A 12,347-nucleotide genomic window follows, 5' to 3' on the forward strand; every position below is an offset into this window, starting at 1 on the left:
GCCGGGGCATCGAGCCCCGGCGCGTGCCGGCGCGTGCCGCGCCCGCGTATTTGGGGAAAGATGAAGGCGGGGCGCTTGCGGCGGGGAATCGCAGGTGCGTGGCGACGCTTTCGGCGCTGTGGGCGCCGCATCCCGGCTGGTCAGCTTGGCCTCGCCCGTGCAGGGTGATGGCGGTGGAGGGCCAGGGGACGCATGGTTTCGAGAATCGAGAACTTCCCGACGCGGGAATACGAGGCAAGGGTCGAGGGCGTGCGCGCCGAGATGGCGGCGCGCGGGTTCGACTGGCTGATCGTGACGGACCCCTCCAACATGGCCTGGCTCTCGGGCTATGACGGCTGGTCCTTCTACACGCATCAGGCGGTGGTGATCGGCCATGAGGGCGAGCCCCTGTGGTGGGGTCGAGGGATCGACGCGCGCGGCGCGCTCCGCACCGTCTGGATGAGCGACGACGCCGTCATCGGCTACGACGACAGCTACGTGCAGAACCCCGAGAAACATCCGCACGAGACGCTCGCCGACCTGATCCGGCAACGCGGCGGGCAGAAAGCGCGGATCGGGGTGGAGCTCGACAACTACTACTACTCCGCTGCTGCGCACCGGGCGCTTCAGGCGGGGCTGCCCGAGGCGCAGTTTCCCGATGCGACCGGTCTCGTGAACTGGCAGCGCGCGGTGAAGTCGCCGGCCGAGATCGAGTACATGCGCCGCGCGGCCCGCATCGTGGAGCACATGCACCGGACGATTCTCGATGTCGCGGAGCCCGGTCTGCCGAAGAACCGGCTGGTGGCGGAGATCTACCGCGCCGGCGTCGAGGGGGCCGAGGGGCACTGGGGCGACTACCCCGCCATCGTGCCGATGACGCCTTCGGGCATCGACGCGACCGCGCCGCATCTGACCTGGGACGACAAGCCGATGCGGGCGGGCGAGGCGACGTTCTTCGAGATCGCCGGGTGCTACCGGCGCTACCATTGCCCGCAGTCACGGACACTGTTCCTGGGCCACGTGCCGAACAAGTTCCGCGAGGCGGAGAAAGCCGTGCTGGAGGCCACGGACGCGGCGCTGGAGATGGCCACGCCGGGGCGGACCTGCGAGGATATCGCAAACGCCTTCAACGGCACGCTGAACCGGCTGGGCTACGAGAAGGACAACCGCTGCGGCTATGCCATCGGGCTCAGCTACCCGCCCGACTGGGGTGAGCGGACGATGAGCTTTCGCCGGGGGGACAAGACGGTTCTGCAGCCCGGAATGACCTTTCACCTGATGCCCGCGCTGTGGCTCGACGATGGAGGGATCGAGATCACCGAGCCGATCCTGATCACCGAGCAGGGGCACGAGTGTTTCTCGACCTTGCCGAGGGAGTTGAACGTGAAGGCTTAAGGGACCTAGCGCGAGACGTCCGGTGTGCGGACGGAGCGGGCGTTCGGTTCGGGCCATGAAGACGCCTGCGCATGGGGCCTCGGCCTCTACGGATGCCCAATTTTCGCGTTTTCCGGGAGCCGACGGTCGATCGGCCTTGATCACAATCAATGTGACGGAAGCAGCGGCCTGTCAGCCTGAGCACCTGCGATTTCGATGGCGTCGGTGAGGGGGGCGCAAATGGGACAAGGGTTTCGGCACCGGGCGGTCCACCTGGCAATTGTTGTCTCTTGCGCCCTGTGGGGATCATCCGCACCTGCGCAGGTTGGCGTGCAGGATCGCCTCGGTCCCGGCCGGCCGCCTGTTGTTGCGCCGTTCCGAGGTGTGGCGGGGGGCTATCCCGAGAGCTCGCTGGCGGGAATGGCCGAGGCGCTTTCGATCGGTGCCGGCATGATCGACATACAGGTTCAGGTCACCGCCGATGGGCACCACGTGGTCTTCCATGACCAGTTCCTCAATCGCATGACCGATGTCGAAACGATCCACGAGCAGGGGCCCCCGGGCGGTCCGACGCGGACTGAACGGGCCGGGCGCGACTACCTGAGCGACTATGCGCTGGATGAGGTGCACAGACTTCATCTGCTGGTCGACGGAGTGCCAAGCGAGCACGGCATACCGACATTGGGCGAAGCGCTGGATCTTGTCGCCGGGCAAAGCCTGGTGCTTCTCACTCTGAATGACTTCGATCTCGACAAACTGGTCGAGGAACTGGCCGATCGTCCGACCGGTCACATTCTGGTCTACAGCATCGATCCCGAGATCCTTCGGGAAGTCGTGGCGGCAACCGGGTTGCCGGCCTTCGTCTCGATCCGACGGTCGCGGGTCTTCGACACATCGGACAACGTCGGCATCCTCGACGCACACCACGAGTTGCTCGGCGAAGCGATCGCGGTGGCCCACGTCAACGCGACGAGCCTGTTGACCCCGGAACTCCTGTCACGTGCCGAGGAATTCGACATCCGTCTTTCCGTTTCGGCAGGCCGCGAGGATTTCGCCCTCGAGGAGGGTGATGTCGGACCTTGGCAAGAGGCGCTCGGCTCGGGCGCGACGGTGTTCTGGACAACGCATCCCGAACAGGTTCTGGAAATCCTGGCTCAATAGCGCCCTGGGCCCTGGGCCGTGAAGCCGCGCGCCGTTTTCGCGCAATCCGGTCTTCGGCCCCGGCGCGCTCAAGGGCCGCCTTGCGGACGAAGCCACCGCAGTCGTGGCGAGACCAATGGCGCAGACAAGATGGGTCGAGGCGGCAGCGGCGCAGGGATCCGACTTGCTCGCCTCGATGAGCGGCGTTTGTTATCTAGAGGGATGAACCTCCTGCGTCCTGCCTTGATGACCGCCTTGCTGGTGCCTCTTCCTCTTCCTCTTCCGGCTTTGGCGAATGGGCAGGTGCCGCGATGTGGCCCGATGCAACTGGAGGTGTCGAGAATCGGCCCCCCTCCGTCGCAGTACGCGGCGTTCTGTGAAATCGAACCGACAGCTTGCGAGCTCGATGGGCCATCCGTCGTGGAATGGACCGCTGTGCGCCATGGGCAGCTGCAGGACGTGAACCGTCGCGTGAACGAGGAAATCGAGTTCGTCAGCGACATGGATCATCTCGGCCTCGAGGAAGACTGGAGCTTTCCTGTCGATTGCAGAGGGGATTGCGAAGACTTCGTCCTCGAGAAACGCGAGCGCCTTGTCGCGATTGGCTGGCCTCGCAGCACCTTGACCATCGCGTTTGCTTTCCACGAGGCTCAGTTTTTTCCTCACGCCGTTCTGCTTGCCGAGACAACCGCCGGGACCTGGGTCTTGGACAACCTCTACGACGAGGTGCTTTGCTGGGATGAGGTCCCGTACCGATACTCCCGCCGCGAGCGGCCCGACGGTCTCTGGACCCGGTTCCGGAGATGACGTCGCGCCCTCGGTTGGTCCGGAGGTCACCACCCGATCCGCGATCTTCCAAAGACCGAAACCGGCCTCCGTGCCGTGGCGTGATCCGCTTTGTCGGAAACTTCCCGCACACGGCCACCTCCCCCCTCGCACACCGTCCCCACCCCCGTTAGTCTCTCCGCATGACAGCGCTTCCCGTCGCCTTCTCCGACGAACAGGCCGAGGCCCATGACCGCATCGCCGAGGCGCTGCGCGGACATGGCGTGGATATCGATGAGGGGACGACGACCCCCATGGCGGACGGGCGCACCAGTGTGCTGGCCGTCATCGGCAAGGCCGGGTCGGGCAAGACGCTGCTGCTGGCGGAACTTGTCCACGCGCTGGGCGAGGCAGGTGTCGAGATCGTCTCGGGCGACTGGGAAGGACGTCGGCGGAAGGACAAGCGCACGGTCGCGGTGCTCGCGCCGACGAACAAGGCGGCGAGCGTCCTGCGCCTGCGCGGCGTGCCCGCAACCACGATCCACCGTATTCTCTACACGCCGGTCTACGACCCCGAATACGAGAAGGTGGCCGAGTGGCTCGCGGGGCAGGGGGAGCGCCCCGAGATCGAGGCGCTGACGGACGCCGCGCTCGACCGAGCGAAATCGGTCTACGAACAACACAAGTCGGTGCCCGCCGCGCTTGCCGCCGCTGGCCTGCGAGGCTCGGACTTCATCACCGGGTGGAAGCGCCGCGACGCGCCGCTCGACATCGGGCTCGTGGACGAAAGTTCCATGCTCGACGAGAAGCAGTTCGAGGACCTGGCCGAGATCTTCCCCGCCCTCGTCCTCTTCGGAGACCCCGCGCAGCTGGCCCCCGTGGGCCAGTCGGGCGAGATGGTCTTCGACCGGTTCAAGCCCGAACAGCGGCTGGAGCTGAACCGCATCCACCGGCAGGAGGCCGACAACCCGATCCTAGACCTCGCCCATGCGCTGGGAGACCCGGACCTGACCTTCGAGCGGTTCGAGCGGATGGTGGAGGAAGCGGCCGCGCGCGACCCCCGCGTCGAGATCGCGCCGCGCGTCGACAGCGACATGATGGCCCGAAGCCCGGTCCTCGTCTGGCGGAACGCCACCCGCATCCGGCTGATCCAGGCATTCCGCGCCGCCCATGGCGCGCCCGAGGACGCGCTTCTGCCCGGCGAGCCGCTGATCTGCGATGGGATCGAACTCCCGCTCAAGCACCGCAAGCGCCGCATCGACCTGGAGGCTCGGGGCCTCATCAAGGGGGCGCCGGTGATCTATCTCGGCCCGGGCAAGAAGGAGGGGTTCTCGATCCTCCATGTCCTCGGCGCCGAAAGCCCGCGCCTGTCGGCGGCCTCCATCGTCAAGATCGAGAAGCCGGGCGAGGAGGAGCCCTTCATTCCCTATGCCGCGAAGATGGGCGCGGCCTTCCTTCATGGCGCGGCCGTGACGATCCACAAGGCACAGGGGTCCCAGTGGCAGGCGGTGCAGGTCTTTGCCCCCGATCTCTACGCCGCCGCGCGCTCGGGGAGGATCGAGGCGGGTCAGGCGCTGTGGAAGCGGCTCGCCTATGTCGCCATCACCCGGGCCGAGGACCGCCTGATCTGGGTCACGCGCTACATGTTGTCCAAGCCGCGCGCGGACCTTGGAACCGGGGACCTCGTCGCGCCCGCGGCGCCGCTTACGCTCGAACAGGAGGAGACCGGTCCATGAGAACCGCCATCGTGACCGGCGCAAGCGCCGGGATCGGCCGCGCCGTCGCCGAGAGGATGCTGGAGGCCGGCTGGACGGTGGGCCTTGTCGCCCGCCGGGCGGAACTGCTCGATGCGACCGCGCAGGCCTACGGTGACCGTGCCGTGCCCCTGCCGCTCGACGTGACCGACGCCGATGCGGTGCAGACGGCCTTCCACGATTTCGCGGAAGCCTCGGGACGGCTCGATCTCCTCTTCAACAACGCCGGCATCTTCACGCCCGCCGCTCCGATCGACGAGATCGCCGTCGAGGATTGGCGCCGCGCTGTCGACGTGAACCTTACGGGGATGTTCCTCTGCGCGCGCATGGCCTTCCGCCTCATGCGGCGGCAGAGCCCGCAGGGCGGGCGGATCGTAAACAACGGGTCGATCTCGGCCCATGTGCCCCGTGAAGGTGCGGCGCCCTACACCGCGACGAAGCACGCCATCACAGGGCTCACGCGGCAGATCGCGCTCGACGGGCGTGCCTTCGACATCGCTTGCGGACAGATCGACATCGGGAATGCCGAAACCGATATTCTGCGGGGCATCGCCGAGGCTGCGCGCGCCGCCGGCAAGGAGCCTCCGCCGACGATGGACGTCGCCCACGTCGCCGACGCGGTGCTGGCCATGGCATCGCTTCCCTTGTCTGCCAACGTCCTGTTCCAGACGATCATGGCGACCAAGATGCCCTACGTGGGCCGGGGCTGAGCCACCTCGACCCAGTGCGCGCGCCAGGGCGGCGGGTCGAAGGGGTCGGGCCAGAACTCCCTCTGCCGGGCGATGAGGTTTCCCCGGACCTCGTGGAAGGTGATCGCGGTCGCCTCGATCGTGCCGTCGGTCACCCCGACCTCGGTCACGACATCTGCACCCTCGACCAGAAGGCGCCGCAGGTCGAACCGCCACGCCCCGCTTGCCGGGTAGGCGGTGTTGATCGCCGCGAAATTCGCACGCCCGCGGATCACTTCGCCCGATTGCGGCCAGTCGAGGCGGAAGTCCTCGGTCAGCCACAGGCTGGCGGCGGCGAAGTCGTTCCCGCGCATCGCCTCCCAGAACGCGAGGACGACCTCTCGCGGCGTCACGAGCGGATGTACCGGAACATCGCAGATGCGCCCCAGCCCGCGGCAATGGCGATGGCGAGGGACAGGATGCCGTAGGCCAAGGGCCGGTCATGGGCGAGATTGAAGATCCAGCGTTCCAGCCCGACCTTGCGCACCGCGATATCCTGGCTGAAGGCGTCCACCACCTCGCCGTTCCGGGTCAGGAAGATGCGCGTCCGGTAATCGCCCTCGACGAGGTTCGCGGGCAGTCGCACCGCGGTGTCGAACAGCGTCTGGTCGCGCAGCGTCACCGCGCCCTCGTTGAGCTGGTACAGCCCCTCATCGGTCCGGATGCGGATCAGCGCCTCGATGAACGTGTCCTGGTCGCCGACGCCGGTCCCGACCGCCCTTATCGCCATCGGGATCGAGACCCTGTGGCGCAGATCCTCGGTTGCGGTCATCACCTCGTCGAGCCGGCCCGTCGCCGCCACGGCGTAGAAGGTCGGCGCAGCGTCCACTTCGATGGCGTCGGTATTCATCCATATCCCGAAGCGCCGCGCCTTCCGCCGGACGGTCACCGGGCGGGCAGGTGCCTCGACCGTCACGATAACCTCGAGGTCCGAACCCTCGGGCGGCGGCCTGTCCCGGCGCACGGCGCCGAAGATCAGGATCTCCGAGCCCTCGAAATTGGTGGTGATCGAGATCGCGTCGTGGCTCAGTCCCGCGACGACCGTCTCGGCGCCGGCCTTTACGGTGAGGCCGAGACACGCGGCGAGGATCACGATGAGCCGGATCAATGCGCGGCCCCCGGCGTTCCGAGCGTGTAGAACTCGGCGGGCGTCGCGAGGAGGTCCCAGGCGATCTTGCCGCAGACGATCAGCACCATGAGCGACAGGAGCACCCGGAGTTGCTCGGCCTTGAGGTAGACCCCGATGCGGGTTCCGATCTGCGCCCCCACGACCCCGCCGACGATGAGCAGAAGCGCGAGGATCATGTCGACGGAGTAGTTCGTCGTCGCGTGCATGACCGTCGCGAAGGCCGTCACGAAAATGATCTGGAAAAGCGACGTGCCGACGACGACCTTCGTCGGCATGCCGAGGAGATAGATCATCGCGGGCACCATGATGAAGCCGCCACCGACCCCCATGATGGCGGCGAGCACGCCCACGAGAAGGCCCACCAGAAGCGGCGGGATCACCGAGATGTACAGGCCCGATGTGCGGAAGCGCATCTTGAAGGGCAGGGCGTGGATCCAGCCGCGATGCTTGCGGGGGGGCGGCGCGGCCCCGCCGGCACTGGAGCGTCTCAGCGCGCGGACGCTTTCCACGAACATCAGGAAGCCGATCACGCCGAGGAACAGGACGTAGCAGAGCTGGACCATCAGATCGACCTGGCCGATCCGGCTGAGCGCGGCGAATATCTGCACGCCGATCGCCGCGCCCGCGACGCCGCCCACCAGCAGGACCGTGCCCATCTTCAGGTCCACCGTCTTGCGTTTGAGGTGCGCAAGGACGCCCGAGACCGACGAGGCCACGATCTGGTTGGCCTGCGTTGCCACGGCCACGGCGGGCGGAATGCCGATGAAGAACAGAAGCGGCGTCATCAGGAAGCCGCCGCCCACCCCGAACATCCCCGAAAGGATACCCACGATTCCGCCCAGCCCGAGCAGCAGGAACGCGTTCACGCTGACCTCGGCTATGGGGAGATAGATCTGCATGGGCGGTCCCGGCGCGTTCTCTCGGGTGAGGTGTACAGAAGACACCCCGCGCCGCACATAGTCCAGCGCTGCGGCAAATCGGAACGGGTCAGGCGGCGAGATACCGGCGAATGATCCGTTCGAGCTTGGCCGCGCCGAGCGGCGCCATCGCCTTGGTGTGCTCGTGGCTGATGTTCTCGTCCGAGAGGCCGGCGGCCTTGTTCGTGATCGTCGAGATCGCCGCGACCCTCAGTCCGAGGAAACGGGCGAGGATCACCTCCGGCACGGTAGACATGCCGACCGCGTCGGCGCCGAGCAACCGGATCGCGCGGATCTCGGCCGGGGTCTCGAAGGACGGGCCGGAATACCAGGCATAAACGCCCTCGGGCAACGGCACGCTCTCGGCGTCGGCTGCGGATTTGAGGGCCGCGCGCATGTCGGGATCGTAGGCCTCCGTCATCGGAACGAAGCGGGCATCCGTCTTCTCGCCGATCAGCGGGTTCAGCCCGGAGAAGTTGATGTGATCGGACAGCAGCATGAGGTCGCCGGGGTCGATCTCGGGATGCATGGAGCCAGCGGCATTCGTCAGGATGAGACGGTCGGCCCCGAGCGCTTTCAGCACCTCGAGCGGCAGGCGCATCGCGTCGCCCCGACCGCTTTCGTAGTAATGCGCGCGGCCGCCGAAGACCGCGACGCGCGTGCCTTCGAGATCACCGATCACGAGCTTGGGGTTGTGGCCCGATACGCCCGCGTGCGGAAAGCCCGGAAGATCGGCGTAGTCGATCGCAACGCCGTCCACCGCTTCGGCGAGGTGGCCAAGGCCCGAACCCAGGACAAGGCCGATGGCTGGCGCTTCGGCGCCCGCGCGGCCGCGGATCAGATCGGCGAGGTCCTCAGCGTTCCTTGACATAGGGCTCCCCTCCTGCGCGCGGCGGGATCGCCTTGCCGACAAGGCCCGCCAGCACGATGACGACCAGGATGTAGGGCAGGGCCTGCATGAACTGCACCGGCACGATTATCTCGCCCAGCTGGATGTTCTGGAACCGGTTGCCCACAGCGTCGAAGAGCCCGAAGAGAAGGCAGGCCGACAGCGCGTACCAGGGACGCCATTTGGCGAAGATGAGCGCGGCCAGCGCGATGAAGCCGCGGCCCGCGCTCATGTCCTTGACGAAGCCCGCGTTGAGCGCCGTGGCGAGGTAGGCGCCGGCAAGACCGCATAGCACTCCGCAGATCACGACCGCGGCAAAGCGCAGGCCGACGACCGAGATGCCAGCGGTGTCCACGGCGGCCGGGTTCTCGCCCACGGCCCGCAGGCGCAGGCCGAAACGTGTGCGATAGAGCGCCCACCAGCTGAGCGGCACGATCAGGAGCGCGAGGTATACGAGAATGGAGTGGCCCGAGATGAGCTCGGAATAGACCTGTCCGAGCGGCCCTTGCTGGGCGATGCCCCGAATGGTGGATTCCGCGCCGGGCAGCACGATGTTCCCGAAGCGCGAGTCGGAGGCGAGCTGTGGCGTGCGCCCGCCCTGCTGGAACCAAGTCTGCGCGATCACGACCGTCAGGCCCGCAGCGAGGAAGTTGATTGCCACGCCCGAAATGAGCTGGTTGCCCCGAAAGGTGATCGACGCCACGCCATGCAGGAGTGCCAGCAGGACGGAGGCGAGGATCCCCGCCGCCAGCCCGATCCAGACCGATCCGGCGGTGAAGGCGATGGCCGCCGAGAAGAAGGCGGCAGCCAGCATCTTGCCCTCGAGGCCGATGTCGAAGATGCCCGCGCGTTCCGACCAGAGACCGGCGAGACAGGCCAGAAGAAGCGGCGTCGCCAGTCGGACGGTCGAGTCGAGGATCTGCAGGATCGTCAGGAACTCCATCTCTCTCACTCCGCCGGGTTCTGGGACTGCGCCGCGGCCTCGCGGCTGCGCCGGATCGACAGGAAGACCTTCTCCATCGGCATCCGCACCATGTTGTCGAGCGCTCCGGTGAACAGGATCACGAGCGCCTGGATCACCACGACCATTTCGCGGCTGATCGCGGGCATCTCGAACTGCAACTCGGCTCCGCCCTGGTAGAGGGCCCCGAAAAGGAGTGCGGCCAGCACCACGCCGACCGGGTGCGACCGGCCCATCAGCGCCACCGCGATGCCGACGAAACCCGCGCCCTCCACGAAGTCGAGCACCAGACGCTCGGCCTCGCCCATGACCACGTTGATCGCCATCATGCCGGCAAGGCCACCCGAGATCAGCATGGTGATCATGATGATCTTGGTCGGGTTAATGCCCGCGTAGACAGCCGCCGTCTGAGAATGGCCGAAGGCCCTGATCTCGTAGCCGAGCCGCGTGCGCCAGATCAGGAGCCAGACACCGACGCAGGCGATGAGCGCGAGGAAGAAGGCGAAGTTGAGAGGCGTCGATCCCCGGAACCCGAGGAAGCCCGCGAAGCTGGCGGCATTCGGCAGATGCACGGCTTCGGCGAACCGCGCGCTTTCGGGCGCCATGGAGCCTTCGACGCGGAAGACGTTGACCAGCAGGTACACCAGGAGCGCGGAGGCGATGTAGTTGAACATGATCGTCGTGATGACGATGTGGCTGCCGCGTTTCGCCTGCAGGTAGGCCGGGACCGCCGCCCAGGCCGCGCCGAAGGCGGCCGAGAACAGGACTGCGGCCAGAAGCGCGACCGTCCAGTGCGGCCATGCCACGTTGAGCAGGATGATCGCGACACCGAGGCCGCCGATGGCCGCCTGACCTTCACCGCCGATGTTGAAGAGGCGCGCGTGGAAGGCCACCGCGACCGCGAGGCCGGTGAAGATGAAGTTGGTGGCATAATAGAGCGTATAGCCCCAGCCATAGGCGGACCCGAAGGCGCCCCGCACCATCACCTCCATGGCGCGCACCGGGCTTTCGCCGATCAGCGCCACGACGAGGCCGGAGACGATGAGGGCAAGGACGACGCTGATCAGGGGGATCAGGACGACATCGGCCCATTTCGGCATCTTGTCCATGGTTACGCGGCCCCCTCGGTCACGCCGGCCATGAGGAGGCCGAGCTCGTTTTCGTTCGTCTCGGACGGCAGACGCTCGCCCATGATCTTGCCATCGAACATCACCGCGATGCGGTCGCTGAGGCCCATGATCTCGTCCAGTTCCACGCTGACCAGCAAGATCGCCTTGCCCTCGTCGCGCAGCCGCAGGATTTCCGTGTGGATGAATTCGATCGCACCGATGTCGACGCCGCGCGTCGGCTGGCCCACGAGCAGAAGGTCGGGGGCGCGGTCCATTTCGCGGGCGACGACGATCTTCTGCTGGTTCCCGCCCGAAAAGTTGCGCGCCGGAAGCCGCGGGTTCGGCGGGCGAACGTCATAGCGCTCCATCTTGTCGGCGCAGTCGGCCTTGATCGCGGCATTGTCCATGAGGAAGCCGCGATTGTACTTGGGGTCCTTGTGGTAGCCGAAGGCGGTGTTTTCCCAGGCCTCGAACGCCATGATCAGGCCCTCGTCCTGCCGGTCCTCGGGGACGTGGCCGATGCTGCGCGCCCGGCGCGTCTGGCCGTTGGAGTGCTTGCCCGAGATGTCGATCGTCTCGTTCTTGAGCGTGACCGTTCCACCGCTGGCCGGGATCATGCCGCCCAGCACTTCCAGAAGCTCGGTCTGGCCGTTGCCGGCCACCCCCGCGATGCCGAGGATCTCGCCGGCGCGGATATGGAAGGAGACGCCCTTCAGCCGCTCGACCCCGCCCCGCACGACGCGCAGGTTCTCGACCTTCAGGACCACGTCACCGGGATTGGCCGGCTTCTTGTCGACGCGCAGCAGGACCTTTCGGCCCACCATCATTTCGGCCAGTTCCGCGGGCGAGGTCTCGGCGGTCTTCACCGTGTTCGTCATCTCGCCACGGCGCATCACGCTGACCGTGTCGGTGATCTCCATGATCTCGCGCAGCTTGTGGGTGATGAGGATGATCGTCTTGCCCTCTTCCCTCAGCCTTTCGAGGATGCGGAAGAGCTGATCCGCCTCGGCCGGGGTCAGCACGCCGGTGGGCTCGTCGAGGATCAGGATGTCGGCGTGGCGGTAGAGCTGCTTGAGGATCTCCACGCGCTGCTGGTGGCCGACCGAGAGGTCCTCGATGATCGCGTCGGGGTCGACCTTCAGACCGTATTCCTCGGACAGTTCCGTCAGGACCTTGCGCGCCTTGGCGATCGATGGGCGCAGCATCGCCCCGTCCTCGGCGCCGAGAATGACATTTTCGACCACCGTGAAATTCTCCACCAGCTTGAAGTGCTGGTGCACCATCCCGATGCCGGCGCGGATCGCCGCCTGGCTGTCGGGGATTTCGGTTTTCTTGCCGTCGATGAAGATCTCGCCCCGGTCGGCCTTGTAGAAGCCGTAGAGGATCGACATCAGCGTCGACTTGCCCGCGCCGTTCTCGCCGACGATGCCGTGGATCGCGCCCTTGGCCACCGACATCGAAATGTCCTTGTTCGCCTGCACCGGGCCGAAGGCCTTCGAGATACCCTTCAGCTCGATGGCGGGCACTTGGGATGTCATGGCTGTTTTCCCCCGGGGCTGGTCTTATGCGGAACGGGCCGCGGCAGCTTTCGCGCCGCGGCCC

Annotated in this window: 12 protein-coding genes; 5 read left to right on the top strand and 7 right to left on the bottom strand. The window is 66.7% G+C overall.

Translation table 11 applies throughout. From position 1 onward, the window contains the following. The first annotated feature begins 192 nt into the window (after window positions 1–192). The 5 genes from doeA to N8I71_RS20480 all read left to right on the top strand — a co-directional run bounded on the left by doeA (window position 193) and on the right by N8I71_RS20480 (window position 5,722). Window positions 193–1,374, top strand: a complete 1,182-nt coding sequence (doeA, locus tag N8I71_RS20460; protein WP_262879901.1) for an ectoine hydrolase DoeA — start codon at window positions 193–195, stop codon at window positions 1,372–1,374. A 219-nt stretch (window positions 1,375–1,593) separates the two neighbouring features. Further along, on the top strand, window positions 1,594–2,514 hold the full coding sequence (locus N8I71_RS20465) for a glycerophosphodiester phosphodiesterase (RefSeq protein ID WP_262879912.1): 921 nt from the start codon (window positions 1,594–1,596) through the stop codon (window positions 2,512–2,514). Between the two features lie 201 nt (window positions 2,515–2,715). Next, window positions 2,716–3,300 (top strand): transglutaminase-like cysteine peptidase, encoded by a 585-nt coding sequence (locus N8I71_RS20470; RefSeq protein ID WP_262879902.1) that lies wholly within the window; start codon window positions 2,716–2,718, stop codon window positions 3,298–3,300. A gap of 161 nt (window positions 3,301–3,461) precedes the next feature. Further along, window positions 3,462–4,994, top strand: coding sequence for an ATP-dependent DNA helicase (locus N8I71_RS20475; RefSeq protein WP_262879903.1), 1,533 nt, complete (start codon window positions 3,462–3,464; stop codon window positions 4,992–4,994). Beyond that, window positions 4,991–5,722 (top strand): SDR family oxidoreductase, encoded by a 732-nt coding sequence (locus tag N8I71_RS20480; protein WP_262879904.1) that lies wholly within the window; start codon window positions 4,991–4,993, stop codon window positions 5,720–5,722. The genes N8I71_RS20475 and N8I71_RS20480 overlap by 4 nt, the downstream gene beginning before the upstream one ends. Here N8I71_RS20480 and N8I71_RS20485 read toward each other — a convergent pair. From N8I71_RS20485 to N8I71_RS20515, 7 genes are all read right to left on the bottom strand, one after another. After that, complete coding sequence (locus N8I71_RS20485) at window positions 5,704–6,093, bottom strand: nuclear transport factor 2 family protein (protein WP_262879905.1); 390 nt, start codon at window positions 6,091–6,093, stop codon at window positions 5,704–5,706. The two genes, N8I71_RS20480 and N8I71_RS20485, sit on opposite strands and share 19 nt — an antisense overlap. Continuing rightward, window positions 6,090–6,848 carry a TIGR02186 family protein gene (locus tag N8I71_RS20490; protein ID WP_262879906.1) on the bottom strand — a complete coding sequence of 253 codons (759 nt, stop codon included), beginning with the start codon at window positions 6,846–6,848 and terminating at the stop codon, window positions 6,090–6,092. Before N8I71_RS20490 ends, N8I71_RS20485 begins: the two co-directional genes overlap by 4 nt. Then, window positions 6,845–7,768 (bottom strand): sulfite exporter TauE/SafE family protein, encoded by a 924-nt coding sequence (locus tag N8I71_RS20495; protein ID WP_262879907.1) that lies wholly within the window; start codon window positions 7,766–7,768, stop codon window positions 6,845–6,847. The genes N8I71_RS20490 and N8I71_RS20495 overlap by 4 nt, the downstream gene beginning before the upstream one ends. A gap of 88 nt (window positions 7,769–7,856) precedes the next feature. Continuing rightward, entirely contained in the window at window positions 7,857–8,657 is an 801-nt protein-coding gene (locus N8I71_RS20500) for a purine-nucleoside phosphorylase (protein ID WP_262879908.1), read from the bottom strand. Next, complete coding sequence (locus tag N8I71_RS20505; protein ID WP_262879909.1) at window positions 8,641–9,618, bottom strand: ABC transporter permease; 978 nt, start codon at window positions 9,616–9,618, stop codon at window positions 8,641–8,643. The genes N8I71_RS20500 and N8I71_RS20505 overlap by 17 nt, the downstream gene beginning before the upstream one ends. Before the next feature lie 5 nt (window positions 9,619–9,623). Next, entirely contained in the window at window positions 9,624–10,745 is a 1,122-nt protein-coding gene (locus N8I71_RS20510; protein WP_262879910.1) for an ABC transporter permease, read from the bottom strand. Window positions 10,746–10,747: 2 nt separating this feature from the next. Then, entirely contained in the window at window positions 10,748–12,283 is a 1,536-nt protein-coding gene (locus N8I71_RS20515) for an ABC transporter ATP-binding protein (RefSeq protein ID WP_262879911.1), read from the bottom strand. Window positions 12,284–12,347: the final 64 nt, after the last annotated feature.

The organism is Roseicyclus sediminis (assembly GCF_025515305.1).
GTDB classification, from domain to species: Bacteria; Pseudomonadota; Alphaproteobacteria; order Rhodobacterales; family Rhodobacteraceae; genus Roseibacterium; species Roseibacterium sediminis.

Excerpts from the sequence above, each read along its gene's own strand:
- N8I71_RS20505 (WP_262879909.1), bottom strand. The coding sequence starts at position 9,618 with ATGGAGTTCCTGACGATCCTGCAGATCCTCGACTCGACCGTCCGACTG.
- N8I71_RS20475 (WP_262879903.1), top strand. The coding sequence starts at position 3,462 with ATGACAGCGCTTCCCGTCGCCTTCTCCGACGAACAGGCCGAGGCCCAT.
- N8I71_RS20470 (WP_262879902.1), top strand. The coding sequence starts at position 2,716 with ATGAACCTCCTGCGTCCTGCCTTGATGACCGCCTTGCTGGTGCCTCTT.
- N8I71_RS20500 (WP_262879908.1), bottom strand. The coding sequence starts at position 8,657 with ATGTCAAGGAACGCTGAGGACCTCGCCGATCTGATCCGCGGCCGCGCG.
- N8I71_RS20495 (WP_262879907.1), bottom strand. The coding sequence starts at position 7,768 with ATGCAGATCTATCTCCCCATAGCCGAGGTCAGCGTGAACGCGTTCCTG.
- N8I71_RS20510 (WP_262879910.1), bottom strand. The coding sequence starts at position 10,745 with ATGGACAAGATGCCGAAATGGGCCGATGTCGTCCTGATCCCCCTGATC.
- N8I71_RS20480 (WP_262879904.1), top strand. The coding sequence starts at position 4,991 with ATGAGAACCGCCATCGTGACCGGCGCAAGCGCCGGGATCGGCCGCGCC.
- doeA (WP_262879901.1), top strand. The coding sequence starts at position 193 with ATGGTTTCGAGAATCGAGAACTTCCCGACGCGGGAATACGAGGCAAGG.
- N8I71_RS20465 (WP_262879912.1), top strand. The coding sequence starts at position 1,594 with ATGGGACAAGGGTTTCGGCACCGGGCGGTCCACCTGGCAATTGTTGTC.
- N8I71_RS20515 (WP_262879911.1), bottom strand. The coding sequence starts at position 12,283 with ATGACATCCCAAGTGCCCGCCATCGAGCTGAAGGGTATCTCGAAGGCC.